Raw genomic sequence first — 16,691 nt, 5'->3', positions numbered from 1 at the left:
TTCATAAAGATCACCTGCCTTGCCCACAGTATAGCACAATTTGATGGTCACGACCACCAGCCACGTCTTTTTCCTTCCTGTCGAAGGATTTCCTTCCGCATGTGATCCAGCGCATCTGCTGCCCGGAAACCACTCAACATGACTCCAAGAACCATCAATAACAAAGCGACATCCATACGATCCGTCCTATCTTTTTAGAGCCGGAAACACTTCTGGATCGATGCATATTTCCCCAAAACCAGCATACTTTCATCCCGGCACAGTTGCGTATCCGGCGTAATGCTCATATCGAGCTTTCCGTCTTTTTTCAGTGCAAGAATGTTGATGTTATACTTTTTTCGAATATTGATCTCGCCGATCGTGCGATTCATCCATTCCGGCGGAATCGTCACTTCCATGATGGCGTGGTCGTCCTGCAGCTCGATATAATCCAGAATGTGTTCGGAGCTGTATCGAATCGCTGCCCACTTTGCCAGCTGCTTTTCCGGGTAGACCACTTCATCCGCACCGTTGCGCAGCAGAAACTTGGCTTGTACATCCCGCTCTGCACGCGAGACCACAAGCTTTGCGCCCAGCTCCTTGAGCAGTGATGTTGTTTCCAACGAACTCTGAAAATTGCCGCCGATGGTTACGATACACACATCAAAATTGCCAACGCCAAGGGAACGCAGAAAGTATTCGCTGGTGCTGTCACCGATCTGTGCATTCGTCACATAGGAAAGCACAGCGTTCACACGGTCCTCATTGCTGTCGATGGCCATGACCTGATGACCCAGCTCATTCAGTTCCTGCGCAATATGGCGGCCAAAACGGCCAAGTCCAATCAAAAGAATCGATTTCATGCCTGTCTCCTTTATCCGATTGCGATTTTCTCCTGCGGCAGACGAGAGTGGGCAGGGCTGCTGCCAAATGCCGCATAGATCAACGTCAATCCGCCAACACGTCCCAAAAACATCAGTGCGATCAGCACCCCTTGCGAAAGGATCCCAAGTTGCGGTGTGATACCCAATGTCAGACCCACCGTTGCCACAGCCGAAGCAGTCTCATACAAACAGACCGACATCGGCAGCTGCTCTGCCGTAGCAATGACAAAGGCTCCGAGGAAGAACAGCGTCAAATACATCCCTGCAATCGTGGCAGCATTCTTGACCGCAGAACTATCTATGCGCCGCCCGAAAAATTCCGCATCTTCTCTGCGGCGGAAGGTCGCCCACATATTGGCCAGCAGAACGGCAAATGTTGTGGTTTTCATGCCGCCTGCCGTGGAGCCGGGCGAACCGCCCAACAGCATCAGAACCACCATCAATGCCTGTGAAGTGCTGCCCATCGCAGCAAGATCGGCGGTGTTAAAGCCGGCAGTACGGGGGGTAACGGATTGGAACATCGACAATAAAATGCGCTGCCGGGCAGAGCCTGCCGTGAACTCGAAGCAATAAAAGTACAGCGACGGCAACACCAGAAGAAACGCCGTTGTGACAAGGATCACTTTGCTCTGCATCCGATAACGGTGAAAGTCAAGGCGATATGTACAAATGTCCTCCCATGTCAGAAAGCCAAGGCCGCCAAAGACGATCAGGGCCGCGATCACTGTGGTAAGCAATGGGTCCCCTGCATACCGTGTCAGCGAAACAAATTTTGCACCCTTTGTTCCCAGCAGATCAAAGCCGGCATTGCAGAACGCCGAAATGGAATGAAACAGTGCATACCAGATCCCGCGCAATCCATAATCGGCGCAAAATGTCGGCAGCAGCAGTGCAGCACCGGCCAATTCAAACAGGGCGGTGATCCGCAGAATAAAGCCTGTCAGCCGCACGATGCCGCCCATCTGCGGGGCAGCGGTGGCTTCCTGCATCGTGCTGCGCTGTTTGAGGGAGATCTTTCGCCCGGAAAGCAGCGCAAAGGCAGCGCCTACCGTAATGACGCCCAATCCTCCGATCTGGATCAGAAGAAGGATCACACTCTGCCCGAATGCCGACCAGTAGCTGCCGGTATCCTGTACCACAAGTCCGGTCACGCAAAGGGCAGAGGTGGAAGTAAACAGCGCCTCATGGAACGGTGTAACGCACCGCTGCTGTGCAGCGATCGGGAGCATCAGAAGCAATGCGCCCACCAGATCAACTGCCGCAAACCCTGCAATAATGACCTGAAAAGAAGAAAAACAGTGCTGTCTGTAACGAGGATATTGAATCATAAAAGCTCCTTTACCTATCCGTGTGCATAAAGATTAGCATGGAATAGATAAAGGAGCCGTAAAGAAAATTGCAGAAGTATAAAGATTCCATTAAAATTGATCGGGCAACACTAAAAAATGCCGGACATCACCAGCTCAAAAAAGCGGTAATGTCCAGCATTCATTTAGCTTTCTAGTCCATGGCTTCCAGCCATATTCTTCAAATATTCCTCTGGGTCACCGTTCAGAATCAAATCCGCATAGCCCAACGGATCGTTGTAGATGAGGTAGTCCAGTTCCGTCCTCTGCGCCATGGTCATGTCCAGCGCCTCCTCAACCCCGGTGCAGTTGATGGAGATCATTCTCCCATCCCGGAGCAGCAGTTCCACGCATCCGGTGTCCATGTTGAAATGGCAAGCTCTTGCATCGTACTTCATGTTCATGTCCTCCTGAAATCATGTTGTGGCTTATGTCGGTCAATCTATGATTTCGGATTTTATCTTCCACGGACACCTGCATGGAACTTGTCGGGGCAAAGCCCCTCCATCTGCTAACGCAGACCGTTCCGTCGCTTAAAAGCCCCACTGGGGCTTTCATTGCTTCGCAAACGCTAATTTTCTGAAGAAAACAAATAATCCGAACCCGTCTCCTATCGGAAACAAGTTCGGATTATTTTTGTTTGGTCCGAGTGGCGAGAATCGAACTCACGGCCTCTTGAACCCCATTCAAGCGCGCTACCAAAACTGCGCTACACCCGGATATCGACCGCCGCTTCCCTACCGAAGCGTGGCGACAAGGAATATTATACTCAGGCAAGGCCGTTTTGTCAACAGATTTTTTGATTATTTTTGGTTTTTTCTGAGAAAAGTCTGATTTTTACACGGATACGCGCTTTTTCGTTTTTGCTGTTTTTCAGTGTTTTTCCGCTTCTGCGGCGCGCTGCGCGCGGTCGCGTTCCAGCAGCGGGCGCAGGTACTGGCCGGTAAAGCTGCCGGGCACGGTGGCCACCTGTTCCGGGGTGCCCTCGGCTACGATCTCGCCGCCTGCGCTGCCGCCCTCCGGGCCAAGGTCGATGATATGGTCGGCGCACTTGATGAGATCCAGATTATGCTCAATGACGATGACCGTATTTCCTACGTCCACCAGCTTTTGCAGCACCTCGATCAGGCGGTGCACGTCTGCAATGTGCAGACCGGTGGTGGGCTCGTCCAGAATATACACCGTTTTGCCGGTGCCGCGGCGGGCAAGCTCGTTGGCCAGTTTTACGCGCTGCGCCTCGCCGCCGGACAGGGTGGTGGCGCTCTGCCCCAAGGTGACATAGCCAAGACCCACGTCCAGCAGGGTTTGCAGCTTGCGGGCGATCTTGGGCTGGTTGGCAAAGAACACCACCGCTTCCTCCACGGTCATGTTCAGCACGTCCGCAATGGTTTTTTCCTTATACTTTACTTCCAGCGTTTCGCGGTTGTAGCGTGCGCCCTTGCACACCTCGCAGGGTACATAGACGTCCGGCAGAAAGTGCATTTCGATCTGCAGAATGCCGTTGCCCTCGCAGGCTTCGCAGCGGCCGCCCTTGACGTTAAAGCTGAACCGTCCCGGGCCGTAGCCGCGCATCTTGGCGTCCTGCGTCTGGGAGAACACGGTGCGGATATCGTTGAACACACCGGTATAGGTGGCGGGGTTGGAGCGCGGGGTGCGGCCGATGGGCTGCTGGTCGATGCCAATGACCTTATCCACGAACTCCAGCCCCTCTACCCCATCGCACTTGCCGGCACGGGAGCGGGCACCGTTCAGCTCGCTGGCTAGCGTTTTGTACAGGATCTCGTTGATAAGGCTGGACTTGCCAGAGCCGGAAATGCCGGTAACGCAGATGAACTCCCCCAGCGGGAAGCTGACATCGATGTTGCGCAGGTTATTTTCCCGTGCGCCCTTTACGGTCAGGCAGTGGCCGTTGCCGGTGCGGCGGGTCTGGGGCACTGCAATGCGCTTGCGTCCGGAGAGGTAGTCGCCGGTAATGCTGCGCTTGGCCTTGCAGATATCCTTTACGCTGCCTGCGGCCACGATCTCGCCGCCATGCACACCGGCACCGGGGCCTACGTCCACGATATAATCCGCGCTGCGCATGGTGTCCTCGTCGTGTTCGACCACGATGACCGTGTTGCCGAGGTCCCGCAGGTTTTTCAGGGTGGCGATAAGCTTATCGTTGTCCCGCTGATGCAGGCCGATGGAGGGCTCGTCCAGCACATAGAGCACACCGGACAGGGCGCTGCCGATCTGGGTGGTCAGGCGGATGCGCTGGCTCTCGCCGCCGGACAGCGTACCCGCCGCCCGGGCCAGCGTGAGGTAATCCAGACCCACGCTTTGCAAAAATTGCAGGCGGTTTTTGATCTCCTTCATGATCTGACCGCCGATCTGCTGCTGCTTTTTGGTGAGGTTCGGCTCGTTTTGCCGGATAAATTCCAGCTCGTCCCGGATGGACATCTCGCAGAACTGGCTGATGTTCTTGTCCCCGATGGTCACGGCAAGCACCACCGGCTTCAGGCGCTGTCCGTGGCAGTCCGGACACTCCACGCCGGACATAAAGCTGCCGATTTCCTCCTTCATCCACTCGCTGCTCGTCTCGCGGAAGCGGCGCTCCAGATTTTCCACGATGCCCTCGAAGGTGTTGTAGTACACTCCGCTGCCGAACTCGTTGGTGCGGTGCATCTCGATCTTTTCACCGTTGGTGCCGTAGAGCAGGGCGTTTACCGCCTCGGTGCTCATCTCCTTGATGGGCGTATCCAGCGTAAAGCCGTATTTTTTGCCAAGACCAAGGTAGTACATCTCGCTCACCGAGCCTTCGGCGTAGTACCAGCCGCTGGCCTTGATGGCGCCCTCGCGGATGGAAAGGCTGCGGTTGGGCAGGATGCGGTCTTCATCCACCCGCATAAAGGTGCCAAGGCCGGTGCATTTTTCGCAGGCACCCAGCGGGTTATTGAAGGAGAAGAGCCTGGGCGACAGGTCGCTGATGGAAATGCCGTGCTCCGGGCAGGCAAAGTTCTGACTGAAGGTCATGCACTCGCCGCCGATGACGTCCACCTCGGCTACGCCGCCGGTGAGCGCCAGCGCCGTTTCCAGCGAATCCGCCAGACGGCTGCGGATGCCCTTGCGCAAGGCAAGACGATCCACCACGATCTCCACCGTATGCTTGATGTTCTTTTCCAGACTGATCTCCTCGTCCAGATCATACAGGTTGCCGTCGATTTTCACGCGGGCATAACCGGCGCGGCGGGCGGCGTCCAGCTCCTTTTGCTGAGTGCCCTTGCGCTGTCGTACCACCGGGGCTAAGATCTGGAACTTGGTGCCCTCTTCCAGCTTGAGGACGGCATCCACCATCTCGTCCACGGTCTGCTGGCTGATGACCCGTCCGCACACCGGGCAGTGCGGCACGCCGATGCGGGCGTACAGCAGGCGCAGATAATCGTAAATTTCAGTCACAGTGCCCACGGTAGAGCGAGGGTTATGGCTGGTGGTCTTTTGGTCGATGGAGATAGCCGGTGAAAGACCGGTGATCTCGTCCACGTCCGGCTTATCCATCCGGCCCAGAAACATCCGGGCATAGCTGGAAAGGCTTTCCACATAGCGGCGCTGACCGTCGGCGTAGATGGTATCGAAGGCCAGACTGGACTTGCCCGAACCGGAAAGGCCGGTCATGACGATCAGCTTTTCCCGCGGGAGGGTCAGGTTGATATTTTTCAGGTTGTGCTCGCGGGCACCTTTGATAATAATTTTATCGTTTGCCAAGGTATTTTCTCCCTTTTCGTTGTGTCTGTGCATGGTTCTGCTTGCGCTCGGTCTCGGCGGCGGAGTCCACGGTGGGGTTTTCGCCCCGGCGCAGACGATCGATCTGATCCCGCAGGAAGGCTGCGTGCTCAAATTCCAGCAGCTTCGCGGCTTCCTTCATCTCCCGGGTCAGGCGCTCAATGGCAGCTTCCCGCTCCAGCTTGCCCATGCGGCGGGTGTTGCGCTTGGCGTTTTCGGCCTTATCGCTGATCTCGATGCTGTCCGCAATGGCTTTTACGATGGTCTTGGGCACGATGCCGTGTTCCTCATTATAGGCCATCTGGATGGCGCGGCGGCGCTCGGTCTCGGTGATGGCGCGCTCCATGCTGTCGGTCACCACATCGGCATACATGATGACCATGCCCTCCGCGTTGCGGGCGGCGCGGCCGATGGTCTGGATCAGGCTGGTCTCACTGCGCAGAAAGCCTTCCTTGTCGGCATCCAGAATGGCCACAAGGCTCACCTCCGGCAGATCCAGACCCTCGCGCAGCAGGTTGATGCCCACCACCACGTCGATGCTGCCCAAGCGCAGATCCTTGATGATCTCCATGCGTTCGAAGGTATCCACCTCGTGGTGCATATACTTGACCTTGATCCCCTGCTCGGTGAGGTAATCGGTGAGATCCTCGGCCATTTTTTTGGTCAGGGTGGTCACCAGCACCCGCTCCTGCCGCTGGATGCGGGCGTTGATCTCGCCCAAAAGATCCACCACCTGTCCTTCCACCGGGCGCACCGAGATGACCGGGTCCAACAGACCCGTGGGGCGGATGACCTGCTGCGCCACCTGTGAGCTGTTCCGGCGCTCGTACTCGCCGGGAGTGGCGGAGACAAAGATCATCTGGTTGAGCTTGGACTCCACCTCCTCAAATTTCAGGGGGCGGTTATCGAAGGCGGACGGCAGGCGGAAACCGTACTCCACCAGCGTTTTTTTGCGGGCGTAGTCGCCGCCGTACATGGCACGCACCTGTGGCAGGGTGACGTGGCTCTCGTCCACAAAGAGCAGAAAATCCTCCGGGAAATAATCCAGCAGCGTGGTGGGCATACTGCCCGGTGCACGGCCGGACAGCACCGCCGAATAGTTTTCGATGCCCTTGCAGATGCCCACCTCGTTCAGCATCTCGATATCGTAGTTGGTGCGCTGGGCAATGCGCTGTGCTTCGATGAGCTTGCCCTCGGCGGTGAACTGCTTGACCTGTGCGTCGCACTCGGCGCGGATCTTTTCCAGCGCAGCGGCCTTTTTTTCGGCGCTGACGATATAGTGGCTGGCCGGGAAGATGGCAACGTGCTTGACCACGTTCTGCTTGGAGCCGGTCAGGGGGTTGAACTCGGTAATGCGGTCGATCTCGTCCCCGAAAAACTCCACCCGGATGGCAAGCTCGCTCATATAAGCCAGATAAATGTCCACCGTGTCACCGTGCACCCGGAACTTATTGCGCACAAAATTCACATCGTTGCGCTCATATTGCAGGGTGACCAGCTTTTTGCACAGCTCGTCCCGCTCCATCTGCATCCCGGGGCGCAGGCTGATAACCATGCTGCGGTAGTCGATGGGGTCGCCCAGCGAGTAGATGCAGGACACCGATGCCACAATAATAACGTCCCGCCGCTCGGAAAGCGCCGCCGTAGCCGAATGGCGCAGGCGGTCGATCTCATCGTTGATGGCGCTATCCTTTTCAATATAGGTATCGGTGCTGGGGATGTAGGCCTCCGGCTGGTAGTAGTCGTAGTAGCTGACGAAGTACTCCACCGCGTTGTTGGGGAAAAACGAGCGGAACTCGGTACACAGCTGCGCCGCCAGCGTTTTGTTGTGCGCCAGCACCAGCGTGGGACGGTTGCACTGGGCAATGACGTTGGCCATGGTAAAGGTCTTGCCGCTGCCGGTCACGCCCAGCAGGGTCTGGCAGCGGTCGCCCCGCTGCACCCCCTCCACCAGCTGCGCGATCGCCTGAGGCTGGTCGCCGGTGGGGGCATAGTTCGACACCAGTTCAAATTTTTCCTCTGCCATCGTTTTTCTCCCTTCCGCGCGTATAACCACAATCAGTTGTTGTTCCGAGTTGTATTATAGCACGCATATTTTATAATGTAAACAGTTTTTTGTTTTACGGCCAGAAAAGCGTACCGGTCTTGAAATCGTAGATGGGCAGGCGGTTGGCGTCCCGCATGGAAAAATACTCGGTGTCGGTCAGAATGAAGTGATCCAGCAGATGCACATTTACCAGTCCCAGTGCCCGGGCAATGCTACCGGTAGCGTCCATGTCCTCCAGCGAGGGCAGCGCCACCCCGTTGGGGTGGTTGTGGCAGAGCACCACGGCATCCGTACCGCCCTTGATGGCGGCAGCCACCACGTTCTTGATATCCAGACTGACCCGGTCGGAGGTACCCTCCCGCAGCCAGACGGCGGCACGCACCCGCTTGCGGCTGTCAAGACTGACCAGCATGGCACGCTCGTAGTCCGACCACGCAAACTTTGCCATCAGGTAGCTGCCCATCTGCTCGGTGGTCTTGATGCAGCGGGTGGTGCTGGTGCGGCTGCGCCCATAGTACCGGCTGATCTGGGGCAACAGATGCAACATCCGGGCGGTAGAGGGGCCTACGCCCTCTACAGTGCACAGCTCTTCCTCGCTGGCTTCCAGCACCGCCGCAAAATCCCCGAACCGGTCGATCAAGTCGTGGGCGATGCCGTTGGTATCCTTTTGGGCGTTGGTCAGGTAAAGCACATATTCCAGCGCCTCGTGCTCGGCCAGACTGTCCAGCCCGTAGCTCTGCACCCGCTCCCGCATCCGCTGGCGATGTCCCTTGTGCCGTTTATTCTCTGCCATGGCGGTACTCCTTTTTTTCTATGTTCTCTCCTTATAGTACCCATTTTGCGACGCAAACACAAGCGTTCTGCAAAAATAACCCGGATTTTGCACCGGAATGCGCGTTGACTTCCCGTCCCGCCTATATTATTATAAAAGCATGATTCTGACAAAAACGATGAGGATAGCTTTATGAAACAATTTACTGCCACCGCCAACGATGACGGCGTGCGTCTTTCGCGCTTTGTGCAGAGCGTGACCCGCGATTTTCCCACCAGCCTGCTGTACAAGAGTTTCCGCAACAAGCGGGTGAAGGTGAACGGCAAAAAGGCCGCACCGGAGTACCGTTTGCAGACGGGGGATCTGATCGAGCTGTACATCAACGACGAGTTTTTCCCGCCCGAGGGTGCAAAGCCGGTGCAGAAGGCTGCCCCCAAAAAGCAGCCCAATCAGCCCAAGGTGACCGTCATCTACGAGGACGAGAACCTTGCGGTGCTGTACAAGCCCACCCATCTGCTGTGCCACAGCGACCGCACCGGCGACGCCAATCTGGTGGACGCGTTTACCCAGTACCTGACCCAGAAGGGTGAATACGACCCCCACGGTGAGAACCGCTTCAAGCCCGGCATCTGCAACCGGCTGGACCGCGGCACCGAGGGGCTGGTGATCGCCGCCAAGAACTACGCCGCCCTGCGGGACATGAACGAGATCATCCGCACCGACCTGCTGAAGAAGGAGTACTACACTATCACGGTGGGTATTCCCCAGTCCGGGCGGTTCACCGCATGGTGGGAGCACGACGAGAAGAACAACAAGGTCAGCATCCACGCCCATCAATCGCAGGACGAGCGCCGCAAGCAGATCATCACGGATGTGGACGTGCTGCGCACCGCAGGCCCCTTTGCCCTGTGCAAAATTGGCCTTGTCACCGGGCGCACCCATCAGATCCGCGCCCATCTGGCCTATCTGGGCAAGCCGGTGCTGGGCGATATCAAATACGGCAACCGCAAGATGAACGAGCGTACCGGCACCAAGACGCAGGCGCTGTGCGCGGTGCGCATCAGCTTTCTGGACGTACCGGAAGAAAACACCCTGCACTACCTTTCCGGTAAGGTCATCAAGCTGAAAGACCCGCAGATCTTACAGCAGTTTGATGCACTGGATAAAAGCAAAAACGCATAACAATAAGACCGCTGTTTGCAACAACTGCAAGCAGCGGCCTGTTTTTTGCGCTATTTTCTTTTTTTCCCCGTTCACGCCCGGCCGGGCAGCCAGACCGTTGTTTTTGCCCCGCAGGGGGTGTTCTGCCCAAACACTGCCATGCCGCCATGGGCGGCGGCGATCTGCTGCACTACATATAAGCCAAGGATATGAGGCGCATTTTCGGCAGGCTCCGCAGCGTTCAGCGCCGCCAGAACGGCAGCCGGATAGCCGATACCGTCATCTGCCACGGTCAGGCAGAAGCGCTCCCCTACCTGCCGGGTGTGCACGGTAATGTTCACCGGCTTTGGGTTATGCCGGACGCTGTTGTTCAGCAGATTTTCCAGCAGCCGTGCCAGCAGCGCCTCATCCACCGAAAGCACGGTCTGCTCTGCTGGTTCTTCCTGTTCCAGCGTAATCTCGCAGTGCTCTGCCAGTGGGCTTTCGCAAAACTGCGCCACCAGCTGCCGGAACAGCGGCCCTGCCCGGAGGTCTTTCCGGCGCAGGGGTTGGGCACCGTATTCCAGCTTACTGGTCAGGTTCAGGTCATCAATGAGGGTGCGCAGCTTTTCGCACTGGGTGCGGATGCCGGCCGCTTTCTGCCGGGAGCTGTCCGGCAAAAGTGCATCCTGTTCCAGCTGCTCCGCCCAGCCTAAGATCAGCGCCAGCGGGGTGCGCACGTCATGGCTGACCCCTGCGATCCACTGGGTGCGGGCGTTGTCCCGCCGGGAAAGCATCTCATTTTTGGCTTGCAGCTGCGCCCCGGTCTGGTTCAGCTTTTCTGCCAGTTCCCCGGCAAAACCGTCGGTAGGCAGCCGGACGGTCTGCCCCTGCGCCAGTGCATCCAGACCGTTTGCCACGGTCTCCAGCCGCTTTGCCCCCCGCCAACTCAGCCAGAAGCAGAGCACCAGACCCAGCAGCAGCATTCCCAGCGCTGCTGCCGGGAGTACCCGCACCATGCTCAGGACAAAGTCCGGTGAGCTGTAAATACTGTACTTCCACAGGCTCCCCTTTGGCAGCCCGATGACGAACAGTCCGTAGGGTTCTGTCCAGCAGAACACCGGGTAATCTGCCAGATACCAGCGGGCAAATTTGGCGATATCGCCGGGCGTGTAGGCGTGGTCCAGTTCCTGCGGCAGGCCGTAGCTCCAGCGGATGTTTCCCACATCGTCCAGCACCATCGCCCACTCGTAGCCGTTCATCCACTCCTGCGGGGTACGTTCTGCCCCAAAGGCAAGCCCTTCGACGGTCTCCACCATAGAATCCGCAATCTCGCTGGAAGAGTACTCCCGCTGCGGCAGGCGGCAGCTCTCCTGCCAACCCAGCCAGCCCAGCACTGCAACACCGGAAAACAGCAGCAGCAGAACAATGCCCACCGCCGCCAACACATACCGCCGGATCAGGCGCACAAAGGTTTTCATGCTTCTTCCCCCTTTGTCAGTTTATAGCCAATGCCCCGCACCGTCCGCAGAAACTGCGGCGCACCGGGTTCGGCTTCCAGCTTCTCCCGCAGATGCCGGATATGTACACCCAGACTGTGCTCGTAGCCATAGTAATCTGCGCCCCAGACCGCCGCACAAAGGGCATCGTAGGTAACGATGTGTCCCCGGTTCTCTGCCAATTTCCGCAGCAGCGCCAGCTCGGTAGCAGTCAGCGCCAGTGTTTTGCCCTCTGGCAGGGTAACAATGGCATCATTCAGGTCTACGCACCGCTCCCCCAGCTGCAAAGGTGCCGGTTTTGTACGGGACAGCTCTGCCCGGTACGCCCGCTGCAAAATATGCTGCACCCGCAGCAGCAGCTCCTGCATCAGAAAAGGCTTGGTCAGGTAGTCGTCTGCGCCAAGACCCAGCCCAAACAGACGGTCGGCATCCGCGTCCCGTGCAGAGAGGAACAATGCCGGGACATCCGCTTTTGCCCGCAGCGCCCGGAACAGCGAAAATCCATCCCCATCCGGCAGGTTGATATCCAGGATCATCAGCTCCGGCTGTTCTGCCGCAAAGCAGGCGCGGGCAGCGGCGCAGCTTTGGGCGGTTCTGATATGGCCATATCCTGCGCCCCGCAGCTGCTCACACAGCAGTGCCAGCAGCTCGGCGTTGTCATCCACGATGAGAAACTTTGCATCATAAACGGTATCCATAAGGGCAGTTCTCCTTTCCTGCCTTTACTATACCACACTTTTCGCGCCGCAGCGGAAAACACCTGCAAATTTAAGGGTAAATTAAGCTGCGCTTCCGGTCAGTTTAAGGCAGCGGGTGTATTCTGGCATCGTTCCGAAATCCATGAATGCGAAAGGAGACCATTTATGAAACCTGTGATCGAGACCCATGCCCTTTGCAAAAGCTACCATGGCCGTCCGGTGGTGGATCATTTGAACCTGACTGTCCCGGAGGGCTGTGTTTACGGCTTTTTAGGCCCCAACGGTGCGGGCAAATCCACCACTATGAAGATGCTGCTGGGGCTTGTACACCCCACCGGCGGCAGTGTGAAACTGCTGGGGCACACCCTGAGCGAAGCAAACCGCATTGCCCTGCTGCGGCAGACCGGCAGTCTGATCGAATCCCCCTCCGGTTACCTGCACCTGACTGCCCGGGAAAACCTATCCATCGTGGCTGACCTGAAGGACGTGGACCGGAAGGACATCAGCCGGGTGCTGGAGATCGTGCACCTGACCAAAGACGCTGACCGGAAGGTGGGGCAGTATTCCCTTGGCATGAAGCAGCGGCTGGGCATTGCCATGGCGCTGCTGGGCAGCCCCAAACTGCTGATTTTAGACGAACCCACCAACGGTCTGGACCCGGCGGGTATTCAGGAAATGCGCAGTCTGATTGCTTCCATGCCCCAGACCACCGGAGCCACCGTGCTGATCTCCAGCCACCTGCTGGGCGAGATCGAGCAGATGGTGGATCAGGTGGGCATCCTGAACCACGGCAAACTGCTGTTCGAGGGCTCTTTGCAGCAACTGCAAAAGCACAGCCGGGGCGGCATTCTGCTGCGGGTGCTGGACGCACCCAAAGCCGCAGCCGTCCTGCAGCAGCAGGGAGTAAAAGCCACCGCACCGGCAGATCAGCCGGACACCCTGCAGCTTCCCCCGCTGCCGGACGAAGCGTTGGCGGCGCTGGTCTGTACCCTTGCCGAAAGCGGCGTGGGCGTGGTTGGCCTGACGGCCCAGACAAAGAGCCTTGAGGACATCTTCCTCAGCCTGACCCAGACCAGCGGGGAGGTGGCGTAAGATGGCAGCTTTCCGTGCAGAACTGCAAAAAGCCCACCGTCGGCACGACCTTGCTCTCTGCCTGCTCATCCCCGGCATTGTCGTGCTATGGGTGGGCGGCCTTGCTCCGGCAGACCCGGAGGAGCTTGCCAACGGTTACAGCGCCCTGCTTTACAGCCTGCCCGTCATTGAAGCCATTCTGATGCCGGTGATGATGGCAGTTCTGGCCTCCCGGCTGTGGGATATGGAGATCAAAGGCAACACCGCCAAGCTGCTCTACACCCTGCAAAGCCGCCGAAGCCTGTTTGCTGGCAAAGCTGTCTTTGGGGTGCTGGAAGTGCTGCTGGTCACGGTGCTGGAGCTGGCCTGTGTTCCGGTGCTGGGGCGTGTCCATGGTTATACCGAAGCCTTTCCCACTGGGCAGCTATGCTATCTGTTCGTCTGCACGCTGGCTGTGGACGCAATGCTCTTCTTTGGAGAATTTCTGCTGATGCTGTGGATGGGCAATCCCCTGCCGGCGCTCTGCGTGGGCATCGTAGGAGCACTGGTGGGGCTGTTCTCTGCTTTTATGCCGCCGCTTGCCAGTTATTTTGTGCCCTTTGGGTACTACATCCCTCTGAGCGCCTACGAAGTGGCGAACTGGGACAAGGCCACCCACACCGTCACCTACGGCACCCGCCCCTTCAACTGGGGGCTGCTGGCCTTCACCCTTGCGCTGAGCGCTGTGCTGTTCGCCCTTGCGTGGCGCAAGGTACAGAACGAGGAGGTATAAAACCATGATGAAACGCTGTATTCTTGCGGAGAACCGCAAACTCCACGCATCCCCCATCTGGGCAATGTTCTTTGTGCTGCCCATTCTTTCGGCCACCTATGGCACTTTCAATTATCTGCAAAATCTTGAGATCCTCACCGACGGCTGGTATAGCCTGTGGACCCAGCACACCCTGTTTTATTCCATGCTCTTCTTCCCTGCCATGGTAGCCACCTATGCTGCCTACTTGTGGCGGCTGGAACATCTGGGGCACAACTGGAACCTTATCATGGCAAGCCCCGTACCGCCGCTGGACCTGTTTGCCGCAAAGTTTGCGGTGGTGACAAAGCTAGCGCTGCTGACCCACGGTTTTGTGTTCGCGCTGTTCGTGTTCTGCGGCAAGGTATTTGCCCACCTGCCCGGGCTGCCGCCGGTCACCTTACCGCTGTTTTTACTGCGGGGACTGCTGGGTGCGTTGGCTGTCATTGCCGCACAGCTGGTGCTCCGCAGCTTTGCCGTGCCCATTTTTCTGGGGCTGCTGGGCGGCATTACCGGCATCTTTATCAGCTCCAAGGGTCATGGGCTGTTGTGGCCCTATTCCCTGATGCAGCTCGGAATGAACTCCAACAGAAGTGCGGATGCTCTGGCTGGCAGCTACGGGCTGTTTGCCTTCAGCTGCATCTTCTGGCTGGGGACGATGTTCCTTCTGGCATGGCTGCTTTTGCGCCGGGAGGATGTGCGGGCGTAAGGCGCGGCAACACGTAGGACGGTTTCTCAAAAACGTTCCTGTGACATAATTTTCGCATCGCTGACAGACAGAAAAAACCTCCCCATGCAGTTGCCCTGCATGGGGAGGTTTTGTTATATGGGAATAGGGATGCTGCCTTAGCGCTTATACTTTGCGGCGGTCTGCAAACGCTGCATGGCACGGTCCAGCGCGATCTTGCTCTGGTAATATTCGTGCATGCTCTGCTTATGCTGCAAGCGTTCCTCGGCGCGGATGCGGGCGGCCTCGGCACGGTTCTTGTCGATGTCCTCCGGGTTCTCGGCGCTGTCCACCAGCACCATCACATAGGCGGGGGTCACCTCGGCAATGCCATCGCCCACCAGCACATCCCGGGCCTTGCCGTCCACTACAAAGTGGAGGATGCCCATGTGCAGCGCCACCAGCACCGGGTTATGCCCGGCCTGTACGCCGTAGATGCCATCGCTGATGGGCAGGGTCAGATCCTCGCAGTCACCCTGATAGAACTCGCCGCTGGACGCTGTGATGCTCAGCATGAACTTGTTCATCAGACGGCACCGCCCTTTTCCTCAGCCAGCTTCTTTTCTGCTTTTTCGCGCGCTTCTTCCAGCGTACCTACGTTGAAGAATGCCCACTCCGGCAGATCGTCGGCCTTGCCGTCCACGATGGCGGCAAAGCTGCGCACGGTGTCCTTCAGGGGCACATACTTGCCCTTGAGGCCGGTAAAGTTCTCGGCCACGGCAAAGGGCTGGGACAGGAATTTCTGCAGCTTGCGGGCGCGCATGACGGTCAGCTTATCGTTCTCGTCCAGCTCGTCCATGCCCAGAATGGCAATGATGTCCTGCAGCTCCTGATAGCGCTGCAAAATGGACTGCACCTTGCGGGCTACGCGGTAGTGCTCCTCGCCCACGATGTCCGCTTCCAGAATACGGGAGGTGGAGGCCAGCGGGTCCACAGCCGGGTAGATGCCCTGCTCCACGATCTTACGGGACAGCACGGTGGTGGCGTCCAGATGGGCAAAGGTGGTGGCAGGGGCGGGGTCGGTCAGGTCATCGGCAGGCACATAGACGGCCTGCACCGAGGTGATGGAGCCGTCCTTGGTGGAGGTGATGCGCTCCTGCAGAGCGCCCAGCTCGTTGGCCAGCGTGGGCTGGTAGCCCACGGCAGAGGGCATACGGCCCATCAGGGCAGAGACCTCACTGCCGGCCTGCACGAAACGGAAGATGTTATCAATGAACAGCAGCACGTCCTTGTGGGTCTCCTCACGGAAGTACTCTGCCATGGTCAGGCCGGTCTCGGCCACGCGCATACGGGCTCCCGGGGGCTCGTTCATCTGGCCAAAGACCAGTGCGGTCTTGTCCAGCACGCCGGAGGCGTTCATCTCGCCCCACAGATCGCAGCCCTCGCGGGAGCGCTCGCCCACGCCGGTAAAGATGGAGTAGCCGCCGTGCTCGGTGGCCACGTTATGGATCAGCTCCTGGATCAGCACGGTCTTGCCCACGCCGGCACCGCCGAACAGGCCGATCTTGCCGCCCTTTGCGTAAGGAGCCAGCAGGTCGATGACCTTGATGCCGGTCTCCAGAATTTCAGTTGCGGGCTTCTGCTCTGCAAAGCCGGGTGCCTTGCGGTGGATGGGCCAGTGCGGCAGCTCGTCCACAGCGCCCTTGCCGTCAATGGGGCGGCCCAGCGGGTCGAACATACGGCCCAGTGTGCCCTCGCCCACAGGGGCGGTCAGGCCGTGGCCGGTAGCTTCCACCGGCATCCCCTTGCCCAGACCCTCGCTGGCAGAAAGCATGATGCAGCGCACCGTGGTCTCGTTGACGTGCTGCGTCACCTCCATGGTGCGCTCGGTGCCCTCTGCGGTCACGGTAAGCGCCTCCTGCAGGGCAGGCAGCCTGCCGGCGGTGAACTGCACATCCACCACGGGGCCTGCTACGCGAATAATAGTTCCCTGTATCATTTGGATTGCCTCTTGTCAAATCTTGTTTGTCCAACGAACT

14 protein-coding genes and 1 tRNA gene are annotated in these 16,691 nt (G+C 58.2%); 4 read left to right on the top strand and 11 right to left on the bottom strand.

Features of this window, described 5'->3' with window-relative positions:
* Positions 1 to 194: 194 nt before the first annotated feature.
* The 7 genes from WMO44_RS00910 to WMO44_RS00880 all read right to left on the bottom strand — a co-directional run bounded on the left by WMO44_RS00910 (position 195) and on the right by WMO44_RS00880 (position 8,808).
* Positions 195 to 842 carry a potassium channel family protein gene (locus WMO44_RS00910; RefSeq protein ID WP_005926948.1) on the bottom strand — a complete coding sequence of 216 codons (648 nt, stop codon included), beginning with the start codon at positions 840 to 842 and terminating at the stop codon, positions 195 to 197.
* An 11-nt stretch (positions 843 to 853) separates the two neighbouring features.
* Positions 854 to 2,191 carry a TrkH family potassium uptake protein gene (locus WMO44_RS00905; RefSeq protein ID WP_097779995.1) on the bottom strand — a complete coding sequence of 446 codons (1,338 nt, stop codon included), beginning with the start codon at positions 2,189 to 2,191 and terminating at the stop codon, positions 854 to 856.
* 164 nt (positions 2,192 to 2,355) lie between these two features.
* Entirely contained in the window at positions 2,356 to 2,607 is a 252-nt protein-coding gene (locus tag WMO44_RS00900; protein WP_097779994.1) for a DUF6061 family protein, read from the bottom strand.
* 243 nt (positions 2,608 to 2,850) lie between these two features.
* Positions 2,851 to 2,928 (bottom strand) — tRNA-Pro (locus WMO44_RS00895).
* A gap of 154 nt (positions 2,929 to 3,082) precedes the next feature.
* Positions 3,083 to 5,950, bottom strand: coding sequence for an excinuclease ABC subunit UvrA (uvrA, locus tag WMO44_RS00890; protein ID WP_349151449.1), 2,868 nt, complete (start codon positions 5,948 to 5,950; stop codon positions 3,083 to 3,085).
* Positions 5,937 to 7,994: an excinuclease ABC subunit UvrB gene (gene uvrB / locus WMO44_RS00885; protein WP_349151448.1), complete on the bottom strand. Its 2,058-nt coding sequence runs from the start codon at positions 7,992 to 7,994 to the stop codon at positions 5,937 to 5,939. Before uvrB ends, uvrA begins: the two co-directional genes overlap by 14 nt.
* Before the next feature lie 94 nt (positions 7,995 to 8,088).
* The gene (locus WMO44_RS00880) at positions 8,089 to 8,808 is read right to left on the bottom strand and encodes a JAB domain-containing protein (RefSeq protein ID WP_055186335.1); all 720 of its coding nucleotides are present in this window, start codon (positions 8,806 to 8,808) and stop codon (positions 8,089 to 8,091) included.
* A 171-nt stretch (positions 8,809 to 8,979) separates the two neighbouring features.
* Between WMO44_RS00880 and WMO44_RS00875 the strand changes: the two genes are divergently transcribed.
* On the top strand, positions 8,980 to 9,969 hold the full coding sequence (locus WMO44_RS00875; protein ID WP_349151447.1) for an RluA family pseudouridine synthase: 990 nt from the start codon (positions 8,980 to 8,982) through the stop codon (positions 9,967 to 9,969).
* A 71-nt stretch (positions 9,970 to 10,040) separates the two neighbouring features.
* Here WMO44_RS00875 and WMO44_RS00870 read toward each other — a convergent pair whose 3' ends face one another.
* Together WMO44_RS00870 and WMO44_RS00865 are read right to left on the bottom strand one after the other, a co-directional pair.
* Positions 10,041 to 11,408 carry a sensor histidine kinase gene (locus WMO44_RS00870; RefSeq protein WP_349151446.1) on the bottom strand — a complete coding sequence of 456 codons (1,368 nt, stop codon included), beginning with the start codon at positions 11,406 to 11,408 and terminating at the stop codon, positions 10,041 to 10,043.
* On the bottom strand, positions 11,405 to 12,124 hold the full coding sequence (locus WMO44_RS00865; protein WP_349151445.1) for a response regulator transcription factor: 720 nt from the start codon (positions 12,122 to 12,124) through the stop codon (positions 11,405 to 11,407). The genes WMO44_RS00870 and WMO44_RS00865 overlap by 4 nt, the downstream gene beginning before the upstream one ends.
* A gap of 165 nt (positions 12,125 to 12,289) precedes the next feature.
* On the opposite strand from WMO44_RS00865, the gene WMO44_RS00860 reads away from it, so the two are divergent.
* From WMO44_RS00860 to WMO44_RS00850, 3 genes are read left to right on the top strand one after another with little or no spacing between them, the layout of a single operon-like run.
* Positions 12,290 to 13,216: an ABC transporter ATP-binding protein gene (locus WMO44_RS00860; RefSeq protein WP_349151444.1), complete on the top strand. Its 927-nt coding sequence runs from the start codon at positions 12,290 to 12,292 to the stop codon at positions 13,214 to 13,216.
* A gap of 1 nt (position 13,217) precedes the next feature.
* Positions 13,218 to 13,967 (top strand): ABC transporter permease, encoded by a 750-nt coding sequence (locus WMO44_RS00855; RefSeq protein WP_349151443.1) that lies wholly within the window; start codon positions 13,218 to 13,220, stop codon positions 13,965 to 13,967.
* A 4-nt stretch (positions 13,968 to 13,971) separates the two neighbouring features.
* Entirely contained in the window at positions 13,972 to 14,694 is a 723-nt protein-coding gene (locus WMO44_RS00850; RefSeq protein WP_349151442.1) for an ABC transporter permease, read from the top strand.
* Positions 14,695 to 14,831: 137 nt separating this feature from the next.
* Here WMO44_RS00850 and atpC read toward each other — a convergent pair whose 3' ends face one another.
* Complete coding sequence (atpC, locus tag WMO44_RS00845; protein WP_005922235.1) at positions 14,832 to 15,239, bottom strand: ATP synthase F1 subunit epsilon; 408 nt, start codon at positions 15,237 to 15,239, stop codon at positions 14,832 to 14,834.
* Positions 15,239 to 16,651 carry a F0F1 ATP synthase subunit beta gene (gene atpD / locus WMO44_RS00840; protein WP_005922238.1) on the bottom strand — a complete coding sequence of 471 codons (1,413 nt, stop codon included), beginning with the start codon at positions 16,649 to 16,651 and terminating at the stop codon, positions 15,239 to 15,241. Before atpD ends, atpC begins: the two co-directional genes overlap by 1 nt.
* Between the last annotated feature and the right edge of the window lie 40 nt (positions 16,652 to 16,691).

This window comes from Faecalibacterium tardum (assembly GCF_040096515.1).
In the GTDB taxonomy this organism is placed as follows: domain Bacteria; phylum Bacillota; class Clostridia; order Oscillospirales; family Ruminococcaceae; genus Faecalibacterium; species Faecalibacterium tardum.
This window is presented reverse-complemented; position numbering and strand designations above follow the sequence as displayed.